Annotated in this window: 24 protein-coding genes and 1 tRNA gene; 15 read left to right on the top strand and 10 right to left on the bottom strand. The window is 66.1% G+C overall.

Annotation, left to right across the window (positions count from 1 at the left end; genetic code table 11):
• Nucleotides 1–374 precede the first annotated feature (374 nt).
• The 4 genes from QQZ18_RS04265 to recO are packed head-to-tail and all read left to right on the top strand — an operon-like array spanning nucleotide 375 to nucleotide 3,739.
• Nucleotides 375–1,571, top strand: a complete 1,197-nt coding sequence (locus tag QQZ18_RS04265) for a Ppx/GppA phosphatase family protein (protein ID WP_446728608.1) — start codon at nucleotides 375–377, stop codon at nucleotides 1,569–1,571.
• Nucleotides 1,564–2,358 (top strand): RlmE family RNA methyltransferase, encoded by a 795-nt coding sequence (locus tag QQZ18_RS04260; protein ID WP_284538208.1) that lies wholly within the window; start codon nucleotides 1,564–1,566, stop codon nucleotides 2,356–2,358. Before QQZ18_RS04265 ends, QQZ18_RS04260 begins: the two co-directional genes overlap by 8 nt.
• On the top strand, nucleotides 2,355–2,978 hold the full coding sequence (locus QQZ18_RS04255; RefSeq protein WP_284538206.1) for a RecX family transcriptional regulator: 624 nt from the start codon (nucleotides 2,355–2,357) through the stop codon (nucleotides 2,976–2,978). The genes QQZ18_RS04260 and QQZ18_RS04255 overlap by 4 nt, the downstream gene beginning before the upstream one ends.
• Before the next feature lie 11 nt (nucleotides 2,979–2,989).
• Nucleotides 2,990–3,739 (top strand): DNA repair protein RecO, encoded by a 750-nt coding sequence (recO, locus tag QQZ18_RS04250; RefSeq protein ID WP_284538204.1) that lies wholly within the window; start codon nucleotides 2,990–2,992, stop codon nucleotides 3,737–3,739.
• 5 nt (nucleotides 3,740–3,744) lie between these two features.
• Here the strand turns inward: recO and QQZ18_RS04245 are convergent, their stop codons facing one another.
• Entirely contained in the window at nucleotides 3,745–5,373 is a 1,629-nt protein-coding gene (locus QQZ18_RS04245; RefSeq protein ID WP_284538202.1) for an AMP-binding protein, read from the bottom strand.
• A gap of 40 nt (nucleotides 5,374–5,413) precedes the next feature.
• Entirely contained in the window at nucleotides 5,414–7,237 is a 1,824-nt protein-coding gene (locus QQZ18_RS04240) for an extracellular solute-binding protein (RefSeq protein WP_284538200.1), read from the bottom strand.
• 398 nt (nucleotides 7,238–7,635) lie between these two features.
• Here QQZ18_RS04240 and QQZ18_RS04235 point away from each other — a divergent pair, with 398 nt between their 5' ends.
• A complete protein-coding gene (locus tag QQZ18_RS04235; RefSeq protein WP_284538198.1) occupies nucleotides 7,636–8,274 on the top strand; it encodes an invasion associated locus B family protein in 639 nt (212 codons plus the stop codon).
• A 75-nt stretch (nucleotides 8,275–8,349) separates the two neighbouring features.
• Here the strand turns inward: QQZ18_RS04235 and QQZ18_RS04230 are convergent, their stop codons facing one another.
• Nucleotides 8,350–9,792, bottom strand: coding sequence for a catalase (locus QQZ18_RS04230; RefSeq protein WP_284538196.1), 1,443 nt, complete (start codon nucleotides 9,790–9,792; stop codon nucleotides 8,350–8,352).
• 108 nt (nucleotides 9,793–9,900) lie between these two features.
• On the opposite strand from QQZ18_RS04230, the gene QQZ18_RS04225 reads away from it, so the two are divergent.
• From QQZ18_RS04225 to def, 5 genes are all read left to right on the top strand, one after another.
• Nucleotides 9,901–10,815, top strand: a complete 915-nt coding sequence (locus QQZ18_RS04225; RefSeq protein WP_284538193.1) for a LysR substrate-binding domain-containing protein — start codon at nucleotides 9,901–9,903, stop codon at nucleotides 10,813–10,815.
• A gap of 186 nt (nucleotides 10,816–11,001) precedes the next feature.
• Nucleotides 11,002–11,424, top strand: coding sequence for a nucleoside-diphosphate kinase (gene ndk / locus QQZ18_RS04220; RefSeq protein WP_284538191.1), 423 nt, complete (start codon nucleotides 11,002–11,004; stop codon nucleotides 11,422–11,424).
• Between the two features lie 186 nt (nucleotides 11,425–11,610).
• A complete protein-coding gene (locus tag QQZ18_RS04215) occupies nucleotides 11,611–12,153 on the top strand; it encodes a response regulator (RefSeq protein ID WP_284538189.1) in 543 nt (180 codons plus the stop codon).
• A 45-nt stretch (nucleotides 12,154–12,198) separates the two neighbouring features.
• A complete protein-coding gene (locus QQZ18_RS04210; RefSeq protein ID WP_284538187.1) occupies nucleotides 12,199–13,872 on the top strand; it encodes an NAD+ synthase in 1,674 nt (557 codons plus the stop codon).
• Between the two features lie 166 nt (nucleotides 13,873–14,038).
• A complete protein-coding gene (def, locus tag QQZ18_RS04205; RefSeq protein ID WP_284538185.1) occupies nucleotides 14,039–14,551 on the top strand; it encodes a peptide deformylase in 513 nt (170 codons plus the stop codon).
• Here the strand turns inward: def and QQZ18_RS04200 are convergent, their stop codons facing one another.
• The 4 genes from QQZ18_RS04200 to QQZ18_RS04185 form a co-directional block, all read right to left on the bottom strand.
• On the bottom strand, nucleotides 14,552–15,289 hold the full coding sequence (locus tag QQZ18_RS04200) for a peptidase (RefSeq protein WP_284538183.1): 738 nt from the start codon (nucleotides 15,287–15,289) through the stop codon (nucleotides 14,552–14,554).
• Nucleotides 15,290–15,828: 539 nt separating this feature from the next.
• The gene (locus QQZ18_RS04195) at nucleotides 15,829–16,971 is read right to left on the bottom strand and encodes an iron-containing alcohol dehydrogenase (protein WP_284538181.1); all 1,143 of its coding nucleotides are present in this window, start codon (nucleotides 16,969–16,971) and stop codon (nucleotides 15,829–15,831) included.
• A 362-nt stretch (nucleotides 16,972–17,333) separates the two neighbouring features.
• Nucleotides 17,334–17,418, bottom strand: a tRNA-Leu gene (locus QQZ18_RS04190).
• 114 nt (nucleotides 17,419–17,532) lie between these two features.
• Nucleotides 17,533–17,883 (bottom strand): septal ring lytic transglycosylase RlpA family protein, encoded by a 351-nt coding sequence (locus QQZ18_RS04185; protein WP_284538179.1) that lies wholly within the window; start codon nucleotides 17,881–17,883, stop codon nucleotides 17,533–17,535.
• Here QQZ18_RS04185 and QQZ18_RS04180 point away from each other — a divergent pair.
• Nucleotides 17,882–18,157, top strand: coding sequence for a hypothetical protein (locus QQZ18_RS04180; RefSeq protein WP_284538177.1), 276 nt, complete (start codon nucleotides 17,882–17,884; stop codon nucleotides 18,155–18,157). The genes QQZ18_RS04185 and QQZ18_RS04180 overlap by 2 nt on opposite strands.
• On the opposite strand, the gene gpt is transcribed toward QQZ18_RS04180, so the two are convergent.
• Together gpt and QQZ18_RS04170 are read right to left on the bottom strand one after the other, a co-directional pair.
• Nucleotides 18,142–18,663 carry a xanthine phosphoribosyltransferase gene (gene gpt / locus QQZ18_RS04175; protein WP_284538175.1) on the bottom strand — a complete coding sequence of 174 codons (522 nt, stop codon included), beginning with the start codon at nucleotides 18,661–18,663 and terminating at the stop codon, nucleotides 18,142–18,144. The genes QQZ18_RS04180 and gpt overlap by 16 nt on opposite strands.
• Nucleotides 18,664–18,723: 60 nt before the next feature.
• Complete coding sequence (locus QQZ18_RS04170) at nucleotides 18,724–19,491, bottom strand: competence/damage-inducible protein A (protein ID WP_284538173.1); 768 nt, start codon at nucleotides 19,489–19,491, stop codon at nucleotides 18,724–18,726.
• Nucleotides 19,492–19,675: 184 nt separating this feature from the next.
• Between QQZ18_RS04170 and mprF the strand changes: the two genes are divergently transcribed.
• The 4 genes from mprF to map all read left to right on the top strand — a co-directional run bounded on the left by mprF (nucleotide 19,676) and on the right by map (nucleotide 25,340).
• On the top strand, nucleotides 19,676–22,270 hold the full coding sequence (gene mprF / locus QQZ18_RS04165) for a bifunctional lysylphosphatidylglycerol flippase/synthetase MprF (protein ID WP_284538171.1): 2,595 nt from the start codon (nucleotides 19,676–19,678) through the stop codon (nucleotides 22,268–22,270).
• Nucleotides 22,267–23,685: an AcvB/VirJ family lysyl-phosphatidylglycerol hydrolase gene (locus QQZ18_RS04160; RefSeq protein WP_284538169.1), complete on the top strand. Its 1,419-nt coding sequence runs from the start codon at nucleotides 22,267–22,269 to the stop codon at nucleotides 23,683–23,685. The genes mprF and QQZ18_RS04160 overlap by 4 nt, the downstream gene beginning before the upstream one ends.
• Before the next feature lie 31 nt (nucleotides 23,686–23,716).
• Nucleotides 23,717–24,406: a DNA/RNA nuclease SfsA gene (gene sfsA / locus QQZ18_RS04155; RefSeq protein ID WP_284538168.1), complete on the top strand. Its 690-nt coding sequence runs from the start codon at nucleotides 23,717–23,719 to the stop codon at nucleotides 24,404–24,406.
• Between the two features lie 103 nt (nucleotides 24,407–24,509).
• A complete protein-coding gene (map, locus tag QQZ18_RS04150) occupies nucleotides 24,510–25,340 on the top strand; it encodes a type I methionyl aminopeptidase (protein WP_284538166.1) in 831 nt (276 codons plus the stop codon).
• Between the two features lie 69 nt (nucleotides 25,341–25,409).
• Here map and QQZ18_RS04145 read toward each other — a convergent pair whose 3' ends face one another.
• A complete protein-coding gene (locus QQZ18_RS04145; protein WP_284538164.1) occupies nucleotides 25,410–25,652 on the bottom strand; it encodes a DUF1178 family protein in 243 nt (80 codons plus the stop codon).
• Between the last annotated feature and the right edge of the window lie 41 nt (nucleotides 25,653–25,693).

Raw genomic sequence — 25,693 nt, 5'->3', positions numbered from 1 at the left:
CGCGGCGCGCCGGAGTACTCTCAGTGGGTGACGCGGGCGACCAAAGCGACCGCGCAGACCCCACACGAGGACGTGCCGACCCCGCGGCCAACGCGGGGGAAGGGGCGTCCGGTGTCCTGTCGAAGCGAGCGGCGCGACGCCGCCGCAAGCGTCGGTCCGGTTCGGGCTCGGCGGGCGACAGGACCTCGGTGGGACATGCGCCAACATCGGGCGACAAGCAGCCGGAGCGGGCGACCGCGCAACCGGCGCGTAGCGATTCGCCCGCCGAGAAGGTTTCTTCCCCAGACAAGCCGGACGCGCCGACCGCGCGGTCGCGCGAGGAAGGTGCCCGGCGTCGGCGTCGGCGCAGCCCCTCGAAGGGGGCCTTGCGCGGCGTGCGAAAGCCCGGCCGGGAGGATGGCCGCCCCGAAGAGGGGCGAACCCGCGAGGGCGATCGCCGGAAGGGCGGCGAGCGGCATGCCGAACCCGGTGAGGCGCGGCCAGCCATCGCCGCAGGCCACCACGGCCACGGCTCGCACGGACGCGATGGTCGCCGCGGTCTGCCGGCGACCGGGCCGCTCTATGCGGCGCTCGATCTTGGCACCAACAATTGCCGCCTCCTGGTGGCCGAACCGCAGGATCGCGGTTTCCGCGTCGTCGACGCCTATTCGCGCATCGTCCGGCTCGGCGAGGGCATCGGCCGGACCGGCCGCCTCTCCGAGGCGGCGATGGATCGCGCGGTCGAAGCGCTCGCCGTCTGCCGGGGCAAGCTGGCCGACCTCAGGGTCCGCCGCATGCGGCTGATCGCCACCGAGGCCTGCCGGCTGGCCGAGAACGGTCCGCTGTTCCTCGAACGGGTGCGCCGCGAGACCGGCCTCAACCTCGAAATCGTCAGCCGCGAAACCGAGGCTCGACTTGCCGTTGCCGGTTGCGCCACGCTGATCGACCAGCGCTCGCAGGGCGTGCTGCTGTTCGACATCGGCGGCGGTTCGTCGGAACTGGTCTGGCTCGATCTCAGGCGGCGTGGCGAAGCGCGCGGCTTCGCCCTCACGCGGTTCATCAAGAGCTGGACGTCGTTGCCGGTCGGTGTCGTGACGCTCAGCGAGCGGCATGGCGGCCACATGGTGACGCCCGAAGTCTATCGCGACATGGTCGAGGAGGTGGAGGGTCTTCTCGAAGATTTCGAGGGGATGGAAGGCGCCGCCGAACTGGTGGCCTCGGGCGCGGCTCACATGCTGGGCACATCCGGCACGGTGACGACGCTCGCCGGCATCCACCTCGGGCTCAAACGCTACGATCGCCGCCGCGTGGACGGCGTCTGGCTCGATGGCGACGAGGTGGACGACATGATCAACCGGCTGATAGGCATGGGCTACGATCAGCGCGTCGCCAACCCCTGCATCGGGTCCGATCGGGCCGATCTGGTGCTGGCCGGCTGCGCCATTCTGGAGGCTATCCGCCGCAAGTGGCCCTGCCAGCGGCTCCGCGTCGCCGATCGCGGCTTGCGCGAGGGCATTCTGGTCGAACTCATGGCTCGTGACGGCGTCTGGCGCCGCCGGCCTCAGCCCGCAAGGACGGAAGCGCATGTCTGACAAGGGAAAATCCGGTGGGGACAAGCCGGCCGGGCCGGACAAGTCCAAGGGCCCAGACAAGCCCAAAGGCAAAGGGCGAGCCGATACCGGCCTCAAGGTCAAGGTGAAGACGGCGCGCGGCCGCACCGCATCGTCGGTGCGCTGGCTGCAGCGCCAGCTCAACGATCCCTATGTGGTCAAGGCGCGCAAGGAGGGCTGGCGCTCGCGCGCCGCCTTCAAGCTGATCGAGATCGACGAGAAGTACCACCTCCTGAAGCCGGGCAACCGGGTGGTCGATCTCGGCGCCGCGCCGGGCGGCTGGTGCCAAGTGGCGGCCAAGAAGACGGGATCGACGCCGGGCAATCCGCTGGTGGTCGGCATCGACTATCTCGAAATGGATGGCGTGCCGGGCGTGGCGCTGCTGCAGAAGGACTTTCTCGACGAGGATGCGCCCGAGGCGCTGATGGCCGCTCTCGGCGGTCACACGCCCGACGTGGTGCTGTCGGACATGGCGGCGCCGACCACCGGCCACCACAAGACCGACCATCTTCGCACCACCTACCTCTGCGAGGTGGCGGTCGCCTTCGCCGTCGACGTGCTCCGGCCGGGCGGCGCCTTCGTCGCCAAGGTGTTCCGTGGCGGCACCGAGAATGAGCTCCTGGCCACGCTGAAGCAGAATTTCGCGCAGGTCTTCCATTTCAAGCCGCCATCCTCGCGGCAGGAAAGCGTGGAGATGTATGTGGTCGCCAAGGGCTTCAAGGGACGGTCTTCCGCCGAGACGGAGGTGGATGAGGACGCGCAGCCGTGAGCTGCGCCCCTCCCGGCGATGACGGCGATGGTTGGGACCGGATCCCCGACGAGCCGGATGGCTCAATCCGGGCGACGCCGACCGATCCCAGGAAATTGCGCGAGAAGCTGCGCCGCTCGGGCTTTGCCTATCTCCAGCGCTATTCGGCCTCGGAGGCGCACTTCTTCGAACTGATGGAGAAGAAGCTCCGGCGGTGGGAGGCGGCGGGCTATGTGGCGCTCGGCGAAGCCAGCGTCGCTGGCCTCGTGGGGGATCTGACCTCGGAGTTCCGCGAACTGGGCCTTCTCGACGATGCGGGGTTCGCCGCCTCGCGCGTCGCTTCGGCCCGGCGCAAGGGGGCGTCGCGCCTCAAGATCGCTCTTGGTCTTCGGGCCAAGGGCGTCGACGGCAATCTGGCGCGGACGGCCATCGAGGAAGAAGGCACCGACGAGATGGTGGCGGCTCTCCGTTTCTGCCGGCGGCGGCGGATCGGCCCGTGGCGCCGGGGCGAGCGGCCGGATCGGGACGGTCTCAACCGCGAGATCGCCATCTTGGCCCGGCAGGGTTTTGCCACTCAGCTCGGACGTGCCGTCGTGCTACTGTCGCTTGAAGAAGCCGAGGACAAGCTCGGCGCGATTTGAGACTGTCGTCGATGGAATGGGTGTCGGAAGCGCTGTTGATCGGCCTTCGCCCGCATGGGGAAACCAGCGCGGTGATCGAGGTGATGACGCCCGACTTCGGCCGTCATCTCGGCCTCGTCAAGGGCGCCCGTTCCAGACGCCTTCAGCCGGTTCTCCAGACGGGAAACTCGTTGCTGGTCAATTGGCGAGCGCGGCTCGAAACGCATCTCGGCCTGTTCTCCGTCGAGTTGTCGGAGGCGCGGGCGGCGCGGTTGATGGAAAGTGCATCCGGTGTGTTCGGCGTGCAGATCGTCGCCGGCCACTTGAGGCTCCTGGCCGAGCGCGAGGCGCATCCCGGCCTCTACCGGGCGGCGATCGCGCTGCTCGATCATCTCGACGGCCCGCTGCAATCGGCGGCGCTGATCGCCCGCTTCGAGCTGATGCTGCTCGACGAACTGGGCTTCGGGCTCGATCTCTCCTGCTGCGCCGCCACGGGGCGGACCGAGGATCTTCGCTTCGTCAGCCCCAAGTCGGCCCGCGCCGTTTCAGGTGAAGCCGGTGCGCCCTATGCCGATCGCCTGCTGAGGCTGCCCGCCTTCCTGCTGCCGGACGGGGCGGAAACGCCGGACGCCGCCGACGTGGTGGCGGCGCTGAAGCTCACGGGCTTCTTCCTCGACCGGCATGTCGCCGGCCCCCGGGCGATCGATCTGCCGTCGGCGCGAGCCCAGATGCTCGGCAAGCTCGAAGCCGAACGGCGGGAAAGCTCTCCGAATCCCGCCTGATCGGTTCAGGCTACGGCCGACAGAAACAACGCTTCGCGGCGCACCGTGCCGTCGGCGTTGCGGGGAATCTCCGGCACCGACACCAGCGCCGTCGGGCGATCGAGCTTGCCGGCTTCTTCGCCCTCGAGCCAGATCAGCAGCTCGGTCAAGGACGGCCGTTCGCCGCTTTTCGGCACCACGGCGAGGCCGAGGCGGTGGCCCACCGGGCCGGCCTCGATCGGGAAGACGGCCGCATCCTCGACGCCGGGATGGCGCGAGAACAGGGCATCGAGCCGCTTCGGCGATATGGTGATGCCGGCGACGCCGATGGTTTCGCCGAGCGTGCCGGTGATCATCAGGCGTCCGTCGCGTTCCTCGGCGGCGAGGCCGGTGCGCAGGAAGCCATCCGAGGTCACGCCGAGCAGGGCGCTGCGCCGGCCGGATTGCGGTTCGGGCCAGGGTGCGTCGGGAATGAGGGCTCCGCCGAGCAACAGTTCGCCGTCGTCCGCCTTGCGGCTGCGTGCGCCGGCCTTCGCCTTGATCCTGGCCTCGAACAGCACCGGCGCCGCGCTGAGGCCGCCCATGTGCGCCGCGCCCGCTGGGAGGGCCATCGTGCCTCCGGCAGCGTCGCGCGAACGCGGGATGAGGCAGAGACCGCCGAGCGTCAGGAGATCGACGGTGCGAGCCGTCGGGGCAGGGGCGAGACCGGGCCCGACGCCGACCGCCGAGAAGGCGAGGGGACGGTCTAGGCAGGCGGCGAGGGGGGCGGCCATCACCTCCGGCAGCACGATCCGGTCGGCGCCGACGCTTTCCACCGCCTCTGCGAGGCCGGCGAGCGACGTGCCGTGGTGGAATGCGACATGGCCGCCGGACATCAGCGCCGTGGCGATCGAGCCGGCCACCGAGGCCAGGCTGGCCGGATGCATGGTGGAGAGCACCGTTTCCGGCGCCACGACGCCCGCCTCGAGGATGTGTCCGGTGGCGACGGCCACCAGTTGGTTGTGGCTGAAGGGAACGATCAGCAGTTCGTCGTCGGGCGTCCGCGCCATGGAGAGCAGAGCCACGTGGTCGGCCGCCTCGCCGCGCCGCGCCACCTCCGGCGGCTCGCCCAGCGCATCGAGGTCGGCAAGCACTTCGGAGAGGTCGATCAACCCGTCCGGCTGGCCGTCGCCGACGGCGAAGACGAAGCGGATCGCGAAGGTGTCGGCGGCAACGTCGCGCACCAGTTCGCCCGACGGCTCGTTCTCGATCTCCGAGGCGGTGACCATGGCCTTGATCGACGCCGCCTCGATGGCCGCCTCGATCTCCGACTTGGTCCAGTAGACCGGCAGCGGCGCCACCACGAGCCCGGCCTTCAGCGCGGCGAACAAAACGATGGCCGCGTCGGCGCACGGCGGCAGATGGATGCCGAGCACCATGTCCGGCCGCAGGCCGACGGCGGCGAAAAAGGCGGCGAGACCATTGATGCGCTTTTCCGCCTCGGCGAAGCTGTATTTGGCGGACAGGCCGGGCACTGCGCCGACGCCGACATCCTCGAAGACGATCGTCTCGGGCGCCGCGACGGCGGTGCGACGCAGCAGTTCGACGAGCGTCACGTTGCTCCAGACACCGGAGGCGACGTAGGCTTCGGCTCGTTGTTCGGACGTCAGGATCATCGCGCGTTTCCCTGTAAGCGCTGGGTTCCGTTAGGTGGCGTCAGGACTTGGCGTCCGCCCACCAGGCGGACGGCTGAATGCCGGTCAGCGCCGTCGTCTCCGGCCGGTGGACACGCGTCCAGCGAGCGACCAGATCCTCGGGCAGGTGATAGAGCGGTATGCAGTAGAGGCCGGAGATCAGCAGGCGGTCGAGGGCCCGGACGGCCGCCTCGAACTCGGCGCGCCCGGTGGCGGCGAGAAGGGCGTCAATCATCGCGTCGATCGCCTGGCTCGACGCCCCGGCGTAGTTGAAGGTGCCTTCGGTGACCGCCGCCTTCTGCGACCAACGGTTCATCTGTTCGTTGCCGGGCGACAGCGACGCCGTCCAGATCATCTGCAACATGTCGAAGTCGAAGGATTTCTGACGGTCGTAATACTGCGTCGAATCGACGAGCCGCACCGACATGTCGATGCCGACCAGCTTGAGCGTCGCCTGATAGGAGAGGGCGAGACGCTCCTCGTCGGGCACCTTGGCCATGAACTCGAAGGCGAACTGCCGGCCGCCGGCGTCGACCAGCCGTCGTCCGTCGAGCTTCCAGCCAGCCTCGACGAGGAGATCGAGGGCGGCGCGCAGCGCCTTGCGGTCGCGGCCCGAACCGTCGCTGACCGGGGGCGCATAAGTGCCGGCCATGACGTCGGGCCTCACCTGGTCCTCATAGGGGGCGAGCAGCGCCTTCTCGGCGTCCGAAGCGGGAACGCCGAGCGCCGACAGGCTTGACCCCTCGAAGTAGGAGCCGCTTCTGGCGTAGGCGCCGTAATAGAGCGTCCGGTTGACCGCCTCGAAGTCGAACAGCAGCGTTAGCGCTTCGCGCACGCGGGCGTCCTTGAAGATCTCCCGGCGCGTGTTGAACACGAAACCGGTCATTCCCTTGGGCGAACCGTTGGCAATCTTCTCCAGGGCGACGCGACCATCCTTGGCGGCGGGGAAATCGTAGGCCTTGGCCCAATGGCCGGGGTCGCTGTCGATGTAGAGATCGAAGGCGCCGGACTTGAAGGCCTCGAAATAGGCGGTGCCGTCCTTGAAGTACTCGATGCGGATCTCGTCGAAGTTGTCGAGGCCGCGCTTGACGGGCAACTCCCGCCCCCAATAGTCGGGGTTGCGCTTCAGGACCACCTGGCGTCCCTCGTCGACGCCCGCCACCTGATAGGGGCCGGAGCCCAGCATCGGCTTCATCGACGACTGATCGAAGGTTTCCGGATCGATGGCGTGACGGGGCAGGATCGGGGTGTAGCCGCCGATGAGCAGCGGCAGTTCGCGGTCGGCGCCATCGGCGAAGGAGAAGCGCAGGGTGCGTTCGCCGACACGATCGACCGACACCACCTTGTCGAAGCGGCGCTTGTAGACGGGGCGCCCCTTGGTCTTCAGAAGATCGACGGTGAACAGCACGTCGTCGACGGTCACCGGCTGGCCGTCGGCAAAGGTGGCGGCCGCGTTGAGCGTGAACTCGACCCAGCTGCGGTCCGCTGGCATTTCGACGCCTTCGGCAAGAAGACCGTAGAGCGAGAAGGCCTCGTCGGCCGAACGATAGAGCAGCGTGTCCCAGACGTTGTTGCCGTAGAGCACGTCCGACAGGCCGCGAGGTGCGTTGCCCTTGACGATGAAGGGATTGAGACTGTCGAACGAGCCGGGGAAGCCGAGTGCAAAGATGCCGCCCTTCGGGGCGGCCGGGTCGGCGTAGGGAAGATGATCGAACCCGACCGGAAGAGCGGGCTCGCCGTGCATGGCGATGCCGTGGGCCGGCGCGGCGCGGGCCGGCAGCGACATGAGAAGGGCGGCGCTCGCAGTGCCAACACAGAAGACGCGGCGAGTGATGACGCCAGACATGAACCAGGCTCCGTTCGGAAGCGAATCTTTCCGAGACGTTAACACGTCCATCCTGTCCGGACCGATGATTTTTGGCCTGCGCAGTGCGCGGTCCACCGTCGAACCGCTCGGCGGAGCAGGGTTTTTTCGTCTGGAGCCGCCGGGCCACCGTGTTGCCTAAATTTGCCGTCATCGGGTTCTCCGACTTCCGGGCAGCGGGCGAGGTGCGCCCCGCGTGCCGCAGGGGAGAGACAAAGTCACCATCGGCAGGCTTCCTGGGGTTCGGATTGCGCGAAGCGCTGTTGACAAGTCGATCGAAATCAGACGATCGGTAGCGCCACAGATGTGTGCCTCCGGATCGACGCATGCAAAGGATTGGGCGAATGGCAACAGTTAACTCCTTCAGGACTCTGAGCTGCGTGGCGGCACTGCTTTTGTCGGCGACGGCCGCTCTGGCTCAAGACAAGCCGGCCGCTCCGGCCGATGCTCCCGCCGCCAGCGATGCAGCGGCTCCCGCAGCGGCTGCCGACAACCCCTGGAACAAGCTCTGTGGCGAGGATGCGCGCACCAAGAAGCAGGTCTGCTTCACCGTCCGCGAGTTGCGCACCGACAGCGGTCAGTTCCTGGCTTCCGCCGGCGTGCGTGAAGTCGACGGCGAGACGCGCAAGATCCTTCTGGTCCAGACGCCGGTTGCCATGCTGCTTCAGCCGGGTATCCGCGTTCAGGTCGATCAGAACACCCAGGTGCCGGGCAAGTACACCATCTGCATGCCCAACGCCTGCTTCGCCGAGATCCCGATCACCGACGACTTCACGGCGTCGATGAAGAAGGGCAAGGACCTGATCGTCACCACGCAGAATCAGCAGGCCAAGGCGCTGAACTTCCCGATCTCGCTCAGTGGCTTCACCGCGTCCTACGAAGGGCCGGCGATCGACACGGCGGCGCTGCAGCGCCAGCGCGAGCAGCTCGCCTCCGAGGTGCAGCGCAAGGCCAAGGAAGCCCAGCAGAAGCTGCTCGACGCGCAGAACGCCGCCTCCGGCGCCGCTACCAAGCCCTGATCAAGGCTTTCTTGAATTGAATGAAGCCCGGCGGGTCTCCCAGCCGGGCTTTTTCTTTATCTCAGTGGCGGTTTCTCAGGCGACGCGGAGCGCCTGCCGAACGCCCGCCGCGTAGGCCGGATCGACCCTTTCGAAGTGGCCGAGCTGGCGCTCGACGATTTCCAGCGGTACGCCGGCCATGGCGGCGGCGATGTTCTGGAAGAGGCGCTGCCGCTGTCCTTCGTCGAACAGACGGAACAGGGCGGCGGCCTGCGAGTAGTCGTCGTTGCCGGCACGGTGGTCGTAACGGTCGGCATCGCCGGAGATGCGGAGCGGCGGCTCGCGGTACTCCGGCGCCTCGCGCGGCCCGCCGAAGCTGTTGGGCTCGTAATAGGCGTCCGGATTCGCCTTGTTGGGCATGAAGTTCATGGCGCCGTCCTTGTGGTAGTGGTGGACGGGGCATTTCGGTGCGTTGACGGGCAGCGCCTCGTAGTGGGTGCCGAGCCGGTAACGGTGGGCGTCGGCATAGGAAAAGATGCGGGCCTGCAGCATCTTGTCGGGCGAGAAGCCGATGCCGGGCACGATGTTGGACGGCGAGAAGGCGGCCTGCTCGATTTCGGCGAAATAGTTGCCGGCGTTGCGATTGAGCTCGAAGGTGCCGACCTCGATCAGCGGGTAGTCGGCATGCGGCCACACCTTGGTGAGGTCGAACGGGTTGTAGGGCGTCGTCTCGGCGTCGAGTTCCGGCATGATCTGCACGAAGAACTTCCAGCGCGGATAGTCACCCGCCTCGATGGCGCCGAACAGGTCTTCCTGGGTCGACTCGCGCGTGCGGCCGACCACCTCGGCCGCCTCGGCGTTGGTGTAGTGGCGATGGCCCTGCATGGTCTTGAAGTGGAACTTCACCCAGAAGCGCTCGCCAGCCCCGTTGATGAAGGAGTAGGTGTGCGAGCCGAAGCCGTCGATATGGCGGACGTCTGTCGGCAGGCCGCGGTCGGAGAACAGGATCGTCACCTGGTGCAGGCTCTCCGGCGACAGCGACCAGAAGTCCCACATGGCGGTGGGCGAGCGCAGGTTGGTGCGCGGGTGCCGCTTCTGGGTGTGGATGAAGTCGGGGAACTTCAGCGGGTCGCGAACGAAGAACACAGGCGTGTTGTTGCCGACGATGTCCCAGTTGCCCTCCTCGGTGTAGAACTTCAGGGCGAAGCCGCGCACGTCGCGCTCGGCATCGGCGGCGCCGAGTTCGCCGGCCACTGTCGAGAAGCGCAGAAGCAGCGGCGTCTTCTTGCCGACGTCGGAAAACACCTTGGCGCGGGTGTAGCGCGTGATGTCGTGCGTCACCGTTAGTTCGCCGAAAGCGCCCCAACCTTTGGCATGCACGACGCGCTCGGGGATGCGCTCGCGATTCTGATGGGCGAGCTTCTCGATGAGCTGCCAGTCCTGCATCAGCACCGGGCCGCGCGAACCGGCGGTGAGCGAGTTCTGGTTGTCGGAGATGGGAGCGCCGGCGGTGGTGGTCTGGATCGGTCTGTCGGTCATGGCGGGTCTTCCTGACGGAGGTGGCATTGTGTTTCGTGCCACCGACATGACGGCATTTTCTGGAATCATTCCAATTGCTTTGTCCGGCCAGGCTGATAGGATTTTCCTATGAGGATCACCCTGCGCCAGTTGCGCTATCTCGATGCGCTCGCCGCCGAAGGTCATTTCGGCCGGGCCGCCGACCGGGTGGCGGTCAGCCAGCCGGCGCTGTCGGCGCAGATCCGCGAGCTTGAGGAGGCGCTGGGCTGCCAACTGGTCGAGCGTGCCTCCACCGGAGCCCGACTGACGGCGGCCGGTGTCACGGTCGTCGAACGCGGCCGGCGCATTCTCGCCGAGGTCGGCGACCTCGAAGCCTTTGCCCGTATCGCCGCCGATCCCAAGGCAGGCTCTTTGCGGCTCGGCATCATTCCGTCGATCGGTCCCTATCTGCTGCCAAAGCTGCTGCCGGCTCTGACCGAGGTCTTTCCTGACCTGAAGGTCAGTGTGCGCGAGACAGTGACGGCCACACTGGTGGGCGAGTTGCAGGATGGCGGTCTCGATCTCGTCATCGCCAGCCTGCCGCTTGGCGATCCGTCGTTCTCGGAAATGCCGGTGTTCACCGATGCCTTCCTGCTGGCGATGCCGGCGGCGGGACCGCTGTCGCTCGGCGTCTTCGACAGCGCCGCCGACATCCCGACCGAGGCGCTGCTGCTACTGGAAGACGGCCACTGCCTGCGCGACCAGACGCTTGCCTCCTGCGGCGCGCTCGACGCCCGGCGACTGACGCGGGCGGGCGTCACCTCGCTTGCCACCATCCTGCAACTGGTGGCGGCCGGGCAGGGGATCACGCTTCTGCCGGAACTGTTCCTCGCCGCGACGCCGCTCGACGCCGGCCGAGTGCGTCTCCGCCGTTTCCATGCCCCCGAGCCGCATCGCACCGTCGGTCTCGCCTGGCGTAAAAGCAGCCCCTTCTCGGAGCTGTGCGCTCAGATCGCCGGCCTGATTGCTGGCATGAAGCCGGCGATCGTCGGCCTGCCGAGGTGATCGGAAGCCTTCCCGGACTGACGCGCGACGAACCTTCGATTTCCTTATCGGGCAAGGATTTCCGCCGTCTCACAGCCGTTGCCGCGCTTGCCCCGATGCCGTCCCGTCGCTATAAGCGCGCCTGACCAGAGCTCCGGTACCGACCGGACCCCGGCCTTGCAGCCAACCACAGAGGGGCAGACTTCCATGGCGATCGAACGTACCTTCTCGATGATCAAGCCCGACGCGACCCGTCGCAACCTCACCGGCGCCATCACCGCCAAGCTCGAGGCGGCCGGCCTGCGCGTCGTCGCGTCCAAGCGCGTGTGGATGAGCCGCAAAGAGGCCGAAGGCTTCTATGCCGTTCACAAGGGCAAGCCCTTCTATGACGAACTCGTCGACTTCATGTCGTCGGCCCCGACCGTCGTGCAGGTGCTCGAAGGCGAGAACGCCATTGCCAAGAACCGCGAAGTGATGGGCGCCACCAACCCGGAGAAGGCTGCCGAGGGCACCATCCGCAAGGAGTTCGCGCTGTCCATGGGCGAGAACTCGGTGCATGGCTCCGACGCTCCGGAAACGGCGGCCCAGGAAATCGCCTACTGGTTCTCCGGGACCGAAATCGTCGGCTGACGCGTTTTTCGCAATCCAATCGAAAAATAAACGGGCGCCCTCATACGGCGCCCTTTTTTACGCCCGGGCATCGTTTAGAAAACGTTGCCGCCGTAAACCAAATTTTCTTCATTCCATGGCAAGCCTCAAGCTCGGAAGAGGAGTTACTACGTTCTAGCGAGTTGTTGTCGTAGGGTTTTTCGCTTCATGATCGATCCGACGGATCAAGGTACCTATGTGCGTCTCGACGCTTTACGCGTCGGAGTTGTCGACGACAGCGCCTATTTTCGCAAACTTGCGGAAACGATGCTGGGCGCTTTCGGCGTCCGCGTCATTTTGCAGGCCGCCACCGAGGCGGAGGCTTTGACCTTGGTCATGACGCAGGCGCCGGACGTCCTGTTGCTCGACTGGAACCTCGGAACGGCCGGCAATGGCGCCGCTTTGCTCGATCTTCTGCGCCGCCACCCCGACGAACGGGTCTCGACGCTCGCCGTGGTGATGGTCACCGCCTATGCCGACAAGCGCCGCATGCTGGCAGCGGTGGAGCTCGGCGCCAACGACGTGCTGGTCAAACCGCTGTCGGCGCGCCGCCTTTACGAACGGCTTGCCGAGCTGTCGTCCGCGCGGCAGCTTTATGCCCGGCGCGGCAATCGTCTGGTTCCGGCGGTGCCGCCGGCCAAGGTCATTCACGACGGTCCGAGCGAGATCATTCACGTGCGTTCGCCCCTTCGCGGCAGGACGCTTCGCTGATCCTGGTTGCCGTCGCCAGGGCTTTCTGGCTAAATCACGGGCATCATGACAAAATCCTTTCGCACCCTGAAGCTCGCGCTTGCCCAGGCCAACCCGGTGATGGGCGACATTTTCGGCAATCTCGACAAGGCGCGCCACGCCCGTGCCGAGGCGGTCCGGCTCGGCGCCGACCTTCTGGTCCTGCCCGAGCTCTACATCGTCGGCTACACGCCCGAGGATCTGGTGCTGAAGCCGGCCGTGCAGCGCGACTGCCGTCGGGCAATCGAGCAATTCGCCGCCGATACGGCCGATGGCGGACCGGCGGTACTGATCGGCACGCCCTGGCTGGACGACGAGGGAGCCCTGCGCAACGCGGCCGTCCTGCTTGACGGCGGTGCCATCGCCGCCCTGCGCTTCAAGGCCGACCTGCCCAATTATTCGGTCTTCGACGAGAAGCGGGTGTTCCAGCCGGGTCCGCTGCCGATGCCTGTGACCTTCCGCGGCATCCGCCTCGGCCTGCCGGTCTGCGAGGACATCTGGAAGCCCGAGGTCGTCGAGCACCTGTCGGAAACCGGGGCCGAGCTCCTGATCGTCATCAACGGCTCGCCCTACCGCTGGACGGTGACCGGCGAGCGCCTGGGCATCGCCACCGCGCGGGTCGTGGAGAGCGGCCTGCCCATGGTCTATCTCAATACCGTCGGCGGCCAGGACGAACTGGTGTTCGACGGCGCCAGCTTCGGTCTCAATCCCGATCGCGAGCTGGCCTGCCGCTTGCCGGCCTTCGCCGAGACGATGGCGCTGGTCACCCTTGCCGAGGGCGAGGAGGGCTGGCGGATCATGCCCGGCGATGTCGCGCCCTATCCGGACGTTCAGGCGGCCAACTGGCTCGCCTGCGTCATCGGCCTACGCGACTATGTCGAGAAGAACCGCTTCCCCGGCGTGGTGCTCGGCCTGTCCGGCGGCATCGATTCGGCCGTCGTGGCGGCCATGGCCGTCGACGCCTTCGGCGCCGACAAGGTCCGCTGCCTGATGCTGCCCTATCGCTATACGTCGGCCGACAGCCTTGAGGACGCGGCGAAATGCGCTGCCTTGCTCGGCGTCCATTACGACGTCGTCGCCATCGCCGATCCGGTCGAGGGCTTCCTCAAGTCGCTCGGGCCGCTGTTCGAGGGCACCAAGGCCGACACCACCGAGGAAAACCTTCAGTCGCGCGCGCGTGGCACCATCCTGATGGCCGTCTCCAACAAGTTCGGCTCGATGGTGCTGACCACCGGCAACAAGAGCGAGATGTCGGTTGGCTATTGCACGCTCTACGGCGACATGAACGGCGGCTTCAACCCGATCAAGGACCTCTACAAGATGCAGGTCTACGGGTTGGCCGAGTGGCGCAATGCCCATCGTCCGGACGGTCTCAAGGGGCCGGAGGGCGAGGTGATCCCCGTGCGCATCATCACTAAGGCACCGACGGCTGAACTGCGCGAGAATCAGACCGACCAGGACAGCCTGCCGCCCTATCCGGTGCTTGACGGCATCCTCAACGGCCTCGTCGAGGAGGAAAAGACGGTGGCCGAACTGATCGCCGCCGGCTTTGAGGAGGCGACGGTGCGCCGCGTCGAGCATCTGCTCTACATCGCCGAGTACAAGCGGCGGCAGGCGGCGCCCGGTGTGAAGATCACAACCAAGAACTTCGGCCGCGACCGCCGCTATCCCATCACCAACCGGTTCAGGGATCGGGGGTAGGGGGCGTTCCGGGACTCACGTCAAAGTTTACCCGGGACCCCATGTTTTGAGAGGCGCGACGGCGAGACTTGTGGCAGTCTCGCCCGGACCCACGCGCTGCCGGTAGGGGCGTGGAGGATGGCCGGGTCGACCGGCGGAAACGAGCATTGCGCGGCAGGAGCGAGCCATGCCAGAGGAGCCTATTCTCCCGATAGACGATCCGCGCCTCAAGGAGCCCTCCGCTCCGGTCGAGGCATTCGATGACGACTTGCGGGCGCTGGCCGACCGCATGTTCGGTATCATGGACCGGGCGGTCGGCGCCGGGCTCGCCGCCATCCAGATCGGCGTGCCGCTCCGGCTGATCGTCATCGACGTCGATGACGATGCCGGCGTTCGCCGGCGTTTGGCGCTTGCCAATCCCGAGATCGTCTATGCGTCGCGAGAGACGCGGGTTGGCGAGGAAGGGTGCCTGTCGATGCCCGACTATGGCATTCCGGTCGAGCGGTCCACACGCGTCCGCGTGCGCTACAGCGACCTCTTCGGTCGGGAGCGCACCATCGATGGCGATGGAAATCTCGCCGTCTGCCTGCAACACGAGGTCGACCACACCAACGGCATCATCTTCACCGACCGGGTGTCGACGCTCCGGCGCGGCCGGGCACAGTCGCGTTTCGCCAAGGTGCGCCGGCGCGTCGCCTGATCACTTGTAGGGCGGCGTCGGGATTGCCCGGTAGGCGGCGCGCAGGGCGGCGCTCCAGCGTTCGCGCAGGTCGTGGAAATAGGGCTCGCCCGGCTCGATGCGGTGCAGGATGTCGTGGGCGATGGCATCGCGCTTGACGGTGACCAGATCGATCGGCATGCCAACGCCGAGGTTCGAGCGCATGGTCGAATCCATCGAGATCAGGCCGAGCTTCACCGCTTCGATGAGGTCGGAGGCGAAGGTGATGGCGCGGTCGAGCACCGGCTTGCCGTACTTGTGCTCGCCGATCTGCAGGAAGGGCGTGTCTTCCGTCGCCTCGATGAAGTTGCCCTGCCGGTAGACCATGAACAGGCGGAGGCGCCCCTTGGCCACCTGGCCGCCCACCAGCATGGTCACCTCGAAGCCGGCGTTGGACTGTTCCAGCGCCTCGCCGTCGATGCGGTAGACCTCGCGCACGGCGCGGCCGACCAGTTGCGCCGTCTTGAACATTGAGGGCGTCGTCCAGATGGTTTCCGTCTGGCCGGTTTCCTTGTTCTCGATGCCTTCGTTGAGGAAGGACAGGACCGCCTGGGTGATGGCGAGATTGCCGGCGGTGGCCACCGCGATCATGCGGTCGCCCGGCTTCTCGAAGATGTGCAGCTTCTTGTACTGGGAGACGTTGTCGAGACCGGCGTTGGTGCGCGTGTCCGCGATCATCGTCAGGCCTTCCTTGACGAGGATGCCGACGCAGTAGGTCATCTGGATCTCCCGATGCGGACAGAATTCGGTTCTGTTTAGATCATCGGTTTGCGATTCCAAAGCGTCATTTGTGCAAGGACGCCCGGCGGCAGGCGCGGTGTCATCTGGCGGGGAGGGGAAAAGAAAAGACCGGATATCCATGGGATACCCGGCCTGAAGTCTGCGATCGCCCGCACGGACAACGCGGGAGCCGATCGTTTTGGCGGGAACCGCCGAAGCACCACCGTCGCAGGAGGAGTGACTGATCCGCGGCGACGAAGACGAACGGACGCCGCGCGACCAGCGACCGCCATCCCTTGAACAACCAAGCAAGGCCCGGAGACGATGCGATACCATCTGGAAGCGCTTCGGCGGCAGCAATTCGCGTCCGCGCATCCTTGTTGCAAATGATTATCATTTCTACCGTCCGTCCCGCTGTCGGGCAATCCGGGAAAATGCGGGGGAGGGATAGAATCTTGACATTGAATGTCCGGAAATAAAGGAGCGGGCGCGGCACCCATTTCAGGATGCCGCGCCCGCCCGATAGTCGGCCGTTTGGCTTAGCCGTAGTAGGCCGCGGTGTAGAGCGCCTTGACGTCGGTCACCGAGGGCGTGCCCGGGTTGGTCAGCGTGCACGGGTCGGCGAAGGCGTTCTCGCTCATGCGGTTCAGCACCTTCTTGAACTTGGTCTCGTCGAAGTCGACCTCGTCGCAGTCCTTGAAGGTGGTGGGGATGGCCAGCTTCTTGTTGAGGTCGCGGATCGCCTGGGCCAGATCCTTGATGCCGAGCACCCGCTCCACATAGGCGTACTTGTCGGTGAACTGCCGGTTGAAGTCGATGATGTAGGGCAGCATGATCGCGTTGGCGAGGCCATGGGTCACGCCGAACTCACCGCCGATCTTATGGGCCATCGAGTGCACGAGGCCGAGCGAGGCATTGGTGAAGGCCATGCCGGCCAGCGCCGAGGCGTTGTGCATGTTGAAGCGGGCCGTCTTGTCGGTCGGCGTGGTGAAGGCCTTCTCGAGGTTCTCCAGCACCAGCTTGATGGCTTCCACCGCATAGGGGTCGGTGAAGGACGTGGCGGCGATGGAGGCGACGGCCTCGACGGCGTGGCACATGACGTCCATGCCGGTGTTGGCGGTGACGTTGGCCGGCATGACCATCGGCAGGGCCGGGTCGAGGATGGCGATGTCAGGCACCATGTCGGCGGCGACGATCGGGTACTTGATGTGGTTCTGGGTGTCGGTGATCACCGAGAAGGCCGTGATCTCGGAGGCGGTGCCGGACGTCGAGGGAATGGCGACGAAACGCGCCTTGTTCCTGAGCGGCGGCATGGCGCCGACCGGGATGATGTCCTCGAAGGTGAGGTTCGGATGCTCGTAGAAGCACCACATCACCTTGGCGGCGTCGAGCGCCGAGCCGCCACCGATGGCGACGATCCAGTCCGGCTCGAACGCCTGCATGGCCTTGGCGCCGCGCCAGACGGTCTCGACCGACGGGTTGGGCTCGACGCCGTCGATGACGATGGATTCGATGCCGCCCTTCTTCAGGATCTCGATCGCCTGATCGAGAAAGCCGAAGCGCTTCATGGAGCTGCCGCCGGTGACCAGAGCCGCCTTCTTGCCCTTGAGGTCGGCGAGCTTGGAGAGCGAGCCCTCGCCGTAAATGATGGTGCGGGGGATGGAGAAGTTCATGACGGTCATCTCAGTCTCCTTGTCGGAACGAGGGGAGGGCTCGTCCGGACATGGGGGTCCGGTCCGTCTCCACGAGGGGGACGGTTGAGGCGGGCTCTCTGTTGCGAGGTCTGGCGCGGGGCCGGGAGGTCGACCGCCGCAGGAGGGTTATTTCCTGACGACTAGATCAGACTTTGGTCGCAGAAAGACAAGCCAACTAAAAACGTTTAAGTCTTTGGTTCGGTGATATAAACGGTTTATATGTACAATATAATCATCTTTACTGTGAGGGAAAATACGAAGTCTTTGGTGGAGACTGGACGCGCTGAAAGATGCCTGCGCCGAACGTGGTCGGTCGGTTCGCTTTTCACACAAGGAATGTAGAGACCGATTGGTGCGGACGGCGGGGATCGAACCCGCATGACCGAGGCCGAGGGATTTTAAGTCCCTTGCGTCTACCAGTTTCGCCACGTCCGCATTGCTCGGCGATATTGCTGGCCGAAGCGGACGGGTCAAGCCCTGATAGCAACGGATGGAGGCGGAGCGGCGCTTCGCGTCGGCAATCGGAAGCGCCGCTTCGGGATAAGTTTCTCAGCCGCACATCTTGACGGGCGGCTTGGTCTTGCCGTCGAGCACCGACAGACGAACGCTGGCGGTGCCGGAGCTGACCATGCCGAGTTCGGTGGCCGCGCCGCGCGCGAGGTCGATCACCCGCCCCTTGATGAACGGGCCGCGATCATTGATGCGCACCACCACGGTGCGACCGTTTCGGAGGTTTTCGACCTCCACGAGGGTACCGAAAGGCAGGGTGCGGTGGGCGGCTGTGCGAGCCCCCGGGTTCATGCGTTCGCCGCTCGCGGTGCGGCCGTGTTCGGCGTACCAGGACGCCTTGCCGCATTGAGCCAGCGCGGGCGCTGCCTGGTGAAAAAACGCGACCGCCATGGCGGCCGTGAAAAAAGCGCATCTCGCGCTTGTTTTGAATTGCATGCAGTCAATCCTGTTTGAACCGCGTTGGCAGCGCGGACAAGCCTCCATAGGGACCACCGAAGGTTACCGGCGATCAGCGACGGAGGCTCAAAACAGGGAAAAATGCGGCGAGAATCAGGCCGCGCCAATTTGGGCCGGACAACCGCAAATGGGTACATCCGACCTAAACTTTGGCGAATCAGTTATTTACATGGTGAATAAAATTTTGGCAGATCAGTCGTTGCCCTGACGGGAAATCGGCGGCTGGAAGGCAAAACCCAGGTCCCAGGGGAAGTAGATCCACGTGTCCTGGCTGACTTCGGTGATGAAGGTATCGACCAGCGGCCGGCCCTTGGGCTTAGCGTAGACGGTGGCGAAATGTGCCTTCGGCAGCATGTCGCGCACCATGCGGGCGGTCTTGCCGGTGTCGACGAGGTCGTCGATGATCAGCACACCGGCGCCTTCGCCGCCGTCGAGGCTGACGACGTCGGGGCTGACCTCCTTGATGATCTGCAGTTCGCCCTGCGACGTATAGTCGTGATAGGAGGCGATGCCGACCGTCTCGATGACGCGGATGTTGAGTTCGCGCGCCACGATGGCCGCCGGCACCAGGCCGCCGCGCGTGATGCAGACGATGGCCTTCCAGGTGCCAAGGCCGGCGAGCCGCCAGGCAAGCGCCCGGGCGTCGCGATGGAACTGATCCCAGGAGACCGGGAACGCCTTGGGAGCGAGCGGTTGGGCGTCTTGCGGAGACATGGTGCGATCCTCATCCTGATCGTGCGTAGGGCTTTCTCAAATGCCTGTTTCGCGTCCGTTTCAATAGTCTGTGAGAGTGCTATCCCCGGCTTTGTCGCGGGTGATGGTCGCCAGCATCGCTTCCACCGCCGCCGTGGCGGCTGCAAGGGCCATCGGATCGCGCGAGCGGATCACCAGCTTGGTCGAGAAGTTGCGGGCCGCCAGGATCGGATAGCTGCCGATGGAGACCAGCGGATGGGCCTTGGCCACCTCGCCGAGCGCCGAGCCGATCACGCCCTCGCCGAACGGACAGTCGACGGTGACCGACTGCACCGGGACGCCGCCGACCAGCTCCTTTTCGACGTTGAGCAGCATCGCCTGCATGATCTTGGGCACACCGGCCATGACGAACACGTTGCCGATGTGGAAGCCCGGCGCCTTGGAAACGGGGTTGTCGATCAGCGTCGCGCCCACCGGGACGCGAGCCATGCGCAGACGCGCCTCGGTCAGCTCTTCCGGCGTCACATAGTGCTGACGCAGGATCTCGACGGCGTCGGGGTGATGCTCGATGGCCACGCCGAACGCCTTGGCCACCGCGTCGGCGGTTATGTCGTCGTGGGTCGGGCCGATGCCGCCGGTGGTGAAGACGTAAGTGTAGGCCGTCCTCAGCTCGTCGAGGGCGGCCACGATGCGATCCTGCTCGTCGGGAACGACGCGGACTTCCCTGAGGTCGATGCCGATTTCGGTAAGGAAGGCGGCGATGTGGCCGGAGTTGCTGTCGCGGGTGCGGCCGGAAAGGATCTCGTCGCCGATGACGAGAACGGCGGCGGTCGGGGACTGATTTGTCATGGATGTCTGCGCCTTTGGAATCGCTGTTTCCGTTTGTCGGGGATTCCCGTCGCGGAGACAATCGCGAACATTACGCGGAATTAAAGTTTGGGCGTCGTGTTCGCCGCCGGATTGACGCAATCGAGCAAGATAAGGCGCCCATTGCAGGGCCGTCCGCCCGGCTTTTGTCCTTCTCAGGTCCATCATGCCCGCCGCATTGCCCTCGGAGTCCGCCGCCATCCCCGCCGTTCACGTCCATCGCCTTGCGCGGCTGAAGCCGTTTATCGTCGCGGTGGTCGCGCTTCTCATCGTCGGGCTGTCGGTTCTGGCGCTGTCCCGCCTGCTGTCGAACGTCGTCTACGACGATCTGATCGAAGCCATCGACGACACCCCGTGGTCGCGCATCGGGCTGGCCCTTATGTTCACGGCCGGCAGTTTTCTGGCGCTGTCCATCTACGATGTGCATGCGCTTCGGTTCGCCGGGGCTCGGCTGCCCTATCGGCTGGTGGCGCTGGCAAGCTTCTGCGCCTATGCCGTCGGCAACATCGCCGGCTTCGGCCCGCTGACCGGCGGGTCCGTCCGCTATCGCTTCTATTCGCCGTTTGGCCTTGAGCCCGAAGCGATCGCCAAGGTGGTGGCCTATGTCGCCGCCGCCTTCGGTTTCGGCCTCGCCTTCGTGGCGGGCCTCGGGCTGACCATCGCCGGGCCGGACCTCGCCTCTCTGATCGGCATGTCCGGCGCCACGGTGCGCGGCATCGGTCTTCTGGCGTTGGCCGGCGTCGGTGCGGTGCTGCTGCTTGCCGCCCTGCGACGCGGCAGGGTGACGGTGTTCGGCCGCGCCGTGGCGCTGCCCGACGTCCGCGACGTCATCTCGCAGCTCCTTGCCACGTCGGTGGATGTCATCTGCGCCGCCGCCGTGCTGTACGTTCTGCTGCCCGATGGCGACGTTTCCTTCCTGGTGGTGCTCGCCGTGTTCTCGGTGGCGGTCGGCGCCGGCGTGCTCAGCCATCTGCCGGGCGGCGTCGGCATATTCGAGACCATCGTCGTCGGTGCGCTCGGTACCCGGCTGCCGATCGATGGCGTGATCTCGGCGCTGCTCATCTACCGCATCGTCTACTATGTGGTTCCGCTCGTGGTGGCGGTGGTGGCGATGATCGTCAGCGAGGCCCGCCGGGCCACCATGGCGAGCCCCGCGCTGATGGCGGCAGTGTCCGGCATCGCCCCGGTCATGCTCGGCACCCTTGCGATGGTGCTCGGCGCCATGCTGGTGTTTTCAGGCGTGACCCCGCCGGCCGATACCCGTCTCGACCTGATGTCGTCCTTCTTTCCGCTGCCGCTGGTCGAGGGCGCCCATTTCGTTGGCTCGGTGATCGGCGTCTTCCTGCTGGTGGCTGGGCGCGGTCTCGTTCATCGGCTCGACGGTGCGTGGTGGCTGACGCTGTCGCTGACGGCCCTGTCGATCCCGCTGGGGCTTCTCAAGGCGCTGGCCGTCGGCGAAGCGATCCTGATGGCGATCCTGATCGTCGGGCTGGTGTCCAGCCGGCATCTCTACAATCGTCCGGCGTCGCTGCTGCACGACCGGCTCAGTCCGGCCTGGTGGCTCTGCATCGCCTCGATCCTGGCGCTCGCCCTTGGCATCCTGTTCTTCGTCTACAAGGAAGTGCCCTACAGCCACGATCTCTGGTGGCAGTTCGAGATGTCGGCCGCCGCGCCGCGCTCGTTGCGCGCCGCCGTCGGCATCGGGCTCGCCACCGCCGCCGTCGCCACCTGGTTGTTGATCCGGCCGCCGTCCGGCCGCATCGAGCCGGCCAACTCGGACGACCTTGCCCGCGCCGTCGCCATCCTGGCGAGTGCCGGCCATGCGTCGGCCAACCTCGTGCGGATGGGCGACAAGAACCTGATGTTCTCCGACGACGGCGCAGCCTTCCTGATGTACGCCAAGCGCGGCCGCTCATGGATATCGCTCGGCGATCCGGTCGGCCCCGAGGCGGGGCAGCGCGAGCTTGCCTGGCGCTTCATCGAGATGGCCCGCGCCCATGGCGGCCGTGCCGTGTTCTACCAGGTGCCGGCGGAAAGCCTGTCGCTTTACGCCGATGCCGGTCTTTCCGCCTTCAAGCTCGGCGAGGAAGCCGTTGTCGATCTCGCCGCCTTCGACATCAAGGGCACCCGGCGCGGCAACCTGCGCAACGCCATCAACAAGGCCGAGCGCGACGGCATCGTGTTCGAGGTGGTGCCGCCGGAGGCGGTGCCGGCGATCATGGACGAGCTCGTCGCCGTGTCGGCGAGCTGGCTGAAGGCACGCAAGGCACGCGAAAAGACCTTCTCGCTCGGTGCCTTCGAGACCGACTACGTGGCGTCGCAGCCGGTGGCGGTGCTGAAGCGGGTAGGGCGCATCTTCGCCTTTGCGACGCTGATGGTCTCCGGCGATGGCCAGGAGGCGGCCATCGACCTGATGCGGTTCACGCCGAAGTCGCCCAACGGCACCATGGAACTGCTGTTCACCCGCGTTCTCCTGCACTTCAAGGCGGCAGGTTTTCGCGATTTCAGCCTTGGCATGGCGCCGCTCGCGGGCCTGTCCGACAGCCCGATGGCGCCGCTCTGGCACAAGCTTGGCCGCGCCGCCTTCGAGCATGGCAACGCCTTCTACAACTTTCATGGCCTGCGCGCCTTCAAGACCAAGTTCGATCCGGTCTGGCGGCAGCGTTATATGGCGGTGGCCGGCGGTCTCAATCCGCTTCTGGCGCTTGCCGACGTGACGTTCATCATCTCCGGCGGCCTCAAGGGAGCCGTTTCCAAATGAAGCGACTGATATTGTTCGTCATGGTCGGCATCCTCACGGTCGCCGGCCTCGCGACGGGTGCCTTCCTCTACCTCTTCCCGCATCTGCCGGCCGAACGGACGGATACGCTCGGCATCGCCGAGGTGATCGTGCCGCGCACCGAGCCGACCGGTCTCGTCTACCTGCTGTCGGGTGGCGAGGGATATGGCTTCTGGGACCGCGTGAAGGCCCGTCGCTATGCGGCGAGCGGCGCCGTCGTCGTCGGTATCGACACGCCGGCCACCTTCGCCAAGGCGGAAAAGCTTCCCGACGACTGCGTCTACTTCGTTTCCGACATGGAGCAGGTCAGCCAGAACATCCAGCGCGTGCTGGACGTCGACAGCTACCATTCTCCGATGATTGCCGGCTCCGGCCTGGGCGGCACCTTCGCCCTGGCGCTGGCCGCCCAGTCGCCGGACGCGACGATCGGCCGCACCATCGCCGTCGATCCGCACGCTGCGCTGCCGCTGCGCAAGGAGCTGTGCAGCGAGGCACGGCACGTCAAGGCCGCCGACGGCAACGGATGGGTCTACGAGCTGCAGAAGGGGCACCTTCCCGACCCCATCGACGTCTACATGACCCGCAACGCCGATCCGGTGGGCGCCGCGCACGTGGACGAACTGATCGGCTCGGGGTTTGCCATCGCCACCGCCAAGAGCGTCAAGGGCCCCGGCCGGACGCTCGACGGCGCGCTGCTGGAGCAACTCACCAGCGCGGACGACAGCGGTTCGCCGCTTGCCGGCATTCCGATCACCCTGGTGCCCGCCGTTCCCAAGCATGACACGCTGGCGATCATTTACTCCGGCGACGGCGGCTGGCGCGACATCGACGCCGAGATCGGCGGCTATCTCGCCAAGGCGGGCGTGCCGGTCGTCGGCATCGACTCGCTGCGCTACTTCTGGAACGACGTGGATCCCGCCGACGCCGCCGGCGACCTTGCAAAGGTGATCGATACCTATGCCAAGAAGTGGAACGTCCACAAGGTGGCGCTCGTCGGCTACTCGTTCGGCGCCGATGCGCTGCCGGCGATCTATGAGGCGTTGCCCGACGACCGCAAGGCCAGCGTCGATCTCGTCTCGTTGCTCGCCTACACCGGAGCCCGCCAGTTCGAGATCCAGGTCTCCGGCATCCTCGGCGGCAAGACCGACCCGAACGGGCCATCGACGCTGCCGGACCTCCTGAAGGTCGAACCTGCCAAGGTGCAGTGCATCTACGGCAGCGAAGACGACGAGACCGCCTGCACCCGCCTGCCGAAGGACAAGGGCTTCAGCCTGCTGGTCCATCCCGGCGGTCATCACTTCAACGACGACTACAAGCCGGTGGCCAGGGACATCCTCGACCACATCGCACCGTCGGCCTCCGCGTCGACGGAGGTGGAGGCGCAGGCCGCGCCTTGACGGCGGTCTTGGGAACGGCGAACAAGGCGCCATGCTTTTTCCCGTTCCCCTGGTGCCCGGCCGCCTTGTCCGTCGTTACAAGCGCTTCCTCGCCGACTGTCGTCTCGACGACGGCGAGGAAGTGACGGCTCATGTCGCCAACTCGGGTTCGATGCTCGGGCTCGCGACACCCGGCGCCCGTGTCTATCTCGCCCGTTCGAACGATCCGAAGCGCAAGCTCGCCTGGAGCTGGCAACTCGTTGAGGTGGACGGCGTGCTGGTCGGCATCGATACCGGCCTGTCCAACCGCATCGTCGCCGAGGCGATCGTGGCGGGACAGGTGCCGGCGCTGGTCGGCTATGGGACGCTGCGGCGAGAGGTGGCCTACGGCACGCGAAGCCGCGTCGATATGCTGCTCGAAGGCGAGGGGCGCCCGCCCTGCTATGTCGAGGTGAAGTCGGTCACCCTGTCGCGCCGTTCAGGCGTCGCGGAGTTTCCCGACGCCGTCACCGCACGCGGCGCCAAGCATCTTGGCGAACTTGCCGCCATGGTCGGCGCGGGTGCCCGGGCCGTGCTTCTCTACCTGATCCAGCGCGGCGACTGCGACCGCTTCGAGATCGCCGCCGATATCGACCCCGTCTATGCCGAAGCGGCGGCCACGGCGCGCGCCGCCGGCGTGGAGATGCTTGCTGTTCATGCCGATGTCACCCCGAGGGGAATCGAAATCCGGAGCGATTTCTGACAGAATGCGCTGTGAGCATGTACTTCTCGCGGCGCTTGGGTATATGACGACGAAAACGCGAAGCCGCACGGCTTCCAATGCCAGATACAGGTTGGTTGATCCGATGATCAATTACGTCGACGCGGCGGTCGCTCCGCTGCGCAACACCGGAGACATTCGCCTTTACAACGCTGCCGACTTCGACGGCATGCGCAAGGCCTGCCAGTTGACGGCGTCCTGCCTCGACGAGCTCGTCGATTTCGTCAAGCCCGGCGTCACCACGCAGGCGATCGACGACTTCGTCTATGGCTATGGCCGCGACCATGGCGCCCTGCCGGCCACCATCTACTATCGCGGCTACACCAAGTCGGTCTGCACCTCGATCAACCACGTGGTCTGCCACGGCATTCCCGACGAGAAGCCGCTGCGCGAAGGCGAGATCGTCAACATCGACGTCACCTTCATCGTCGACGGCTGGCACGGCGATTCTTCGCGCATGTATGGCGTCGGCGCCATCAAGCGCGCCGCCGAGCGGCTGATCGAAGTGACGCATGAATCGCTCATGCGCGGCATCGCAGCCGTCCGTCCGGGCAACACCACCGGCGACATCGGCGAGGCCATCCAGCGTTATGTCGAGGGCGAGCGCTGCTCGGTGGTGCGCGACTTCTGCGGCCACGGCGTCGGCAAGTTGTTCCACGACACCCCGAACATCCTGCACTATGGCCGCAAGGGCGAGGGACCCGTGCTGAAGCCGGGCATGATCTTCACCATCGAACCGATGGTCAATCTCGGCCGGCCGCATGTGAAGGTTCTGTCCGACGGCTGGACCGCCGTGACGCGCGACCGTTCGCTGTCGGCCCAGTTCGAGCACGCCGTCGGCGTGACCGATACCGGCTGCGAGATCTTCACGCTGTCGCCGAAGGGCCTGTTCAAGCCGCCGCTGATGGTGGCCTGAGCCGCCCTAGCTACTGGCATCCCTGCAATTTCGGCCGCAAAATCGGTTCCCGTTTTTGCTGAAACTGCCTTAGAACCCGGCGGCCATCGGGCAGCCGGGGTTGGCGCAGGCCGACGGATTGCAAGCCGGCTCGGCCGCGAAGGCCGCCTTGGCGGCGCCGAGGCTGGGCGCCATCAGCGCCTTCTCCACCCGCGCGGTGCCGCAGGCGGGGCAGGCATAGTCGGCCTTTCTGGCCTCCCAGTCGGCATTGCCGCCGAACCAGTCGTCGAAGTCGTGGCCGCAGGCGGCGCAGTGCAGGTTGTAGTGGATCATGGCGGGCCGTGGTCTCTCCTGAGATTGGCGATAGGTCGCCG

This window comes from Pleomorphomonas sp. T1.2MG-36, assembly GCF_950100655.1.
GTDB lineage: Bacteria > Pseudomonadota > Alphaproteobacteria > Rhizobiales > Pleomorphomonadaceae > Pleomorphomonas.
This window is presented reverse-complemented; position numbering and strand designations above follow the sequence as displayed.

Coding starts and splice junctions, on each gene's coding strand:
- recO (WP_284538204.1), top strand. CDS start 2,990: ATGGAATGGGTGTCGGAAGCGCTGTTGATCGGCCTTCGCCCGCATGGG.
- QQZ18_RS04245 (WP_284538202.1), bottom strand. CDS start 5,373: ATGATCCTGACGTCCGAACAACGAGCCGAAGCCTACGTCGCCTCCGGT.
- QQZ18_RS04225 (WP_284538193.1), top strand. CDS start 9,901: ATGAGGATCACCCTGCGCCAGTTGCGCTATCTCGATGCGCTCGCCGCC.
- mprF (WP_284538171.1), top strand. CDS start 19,676: ATGCCCGCCGCATTGCCCTCGGAGTCCGCCGCCATCCCCGCCGTTCAC.
- gpt (WP_284538175.1), bottom strand. CDS start 18,663: ATGTCTCCGCAAGACGCCCAACCGCTCGCTCCCAAGGCGTTCCCGGTC.
- QQZ18_RS04145 (WP_284538164.1), bottom strand. CDS start 25,652: ATGATCCACTACAACCTGCACTGCGCCGCCTGCGGCCACGACTTCGAC.
- QQZ18_RS04160 (WP_284538169.1), top strand. CDS start 22,267: ATGAAGCGACTGATATTGTTCGTCATGGTCGGCATCCTCACGGTCGCC.
- sfsA (WP_284538168.1), top strand. CDS start 23,717: ATGCTTTTTCCCGTTCCCCTGGTGCCCGGCCGCCTTGTCCGTCGTTAC.
- QQZ18_RS04260 (WP_284538208.1), top strand. CDS start 1,564: ATGTCTGACAAGGGAAAATCCGGTGGGGACAAGCCGGCCGGGCCGGAC.
- QQZ18_RS04200 (WP_284538183.1), bottom strand. CDS start 15,289: ATGACCTACTGCGTCGGCATCCTCGTCAAGGAAGGCCTGACGATGATC.
- QQZ18_RS04180 (WP_284538177.1), top strand. CDS start 17,882: ATGGCGGCCGTGAAAAAAGCGCATCTCGCGCTTGTTTTGAATTGCATG.
- QQZ18_RS04210 (WP_284538187.1), top strand. CDS start 12,199: ATGACAAAATCCTTTCGCACCCTGAAGCTCGCGCTTGCCCAGGCCAAC.
- QQZ18_RS04215 (WP_284538189.1), top strand. CDS start 11,611: ATGATCGATCCGACGGATCAAGGTACCTATGTGCGTCTCGACGCTTTA.
- map (WP_284538166.1), top strand. CDS start 24,510: ATGATCAATTACGTCGACGCGGCGGTCGCTCCGCTGCGCAACACCGGA.
- def (WP_284538185.1), top strand. CDS start 14,039: ATGCCAGAGGAGCCTATTCTCCCGATAGACGATCCGCGCCTCAAGGAG.
- QQZ18_RS04185 (WP_284538179.1), bottom strand. CDS start 17,883: ATGGCGGTCGCGTTTTTTCACCAGGCAGCGCCCGCGCTGGCTCAATGC.
- QQZ18_RS04240 (WP_284538200.1), bottom strand. CDS start 7,237: ATGTCTGGCGTCATCACTCGCCGCGTCTTCTGTGTTGGCACTGCGAGC.
- QQZ18_RS04230 (WP_284538196.1), bottom strand. CDS start 9,792: ATGACCGACAGACCGATCCAGACCACCACCGCCGGCGCTCCCATCTCC.
- QQZ18_RS04170 (WP_284538173.1), bottom strand. CDS start 19,491: ATGACAAATCAGTCCCCGACCGCCGCCGTTCTCGTCATCGGCGACGAG.
- ndk (WP_284538191.1), top strand. CDS start 11,002: ATGGCGATCGAACGTACCTTCTCGATGATCAAGCCCGACGCGACCCGT.
- QQZ18_RS04195 (WP_284538181.1), bottom strand. CDS start 16,971: ATGACCGTCATGAACTTCTCCATCCCCCGCACCATCATTTACGGCGAG.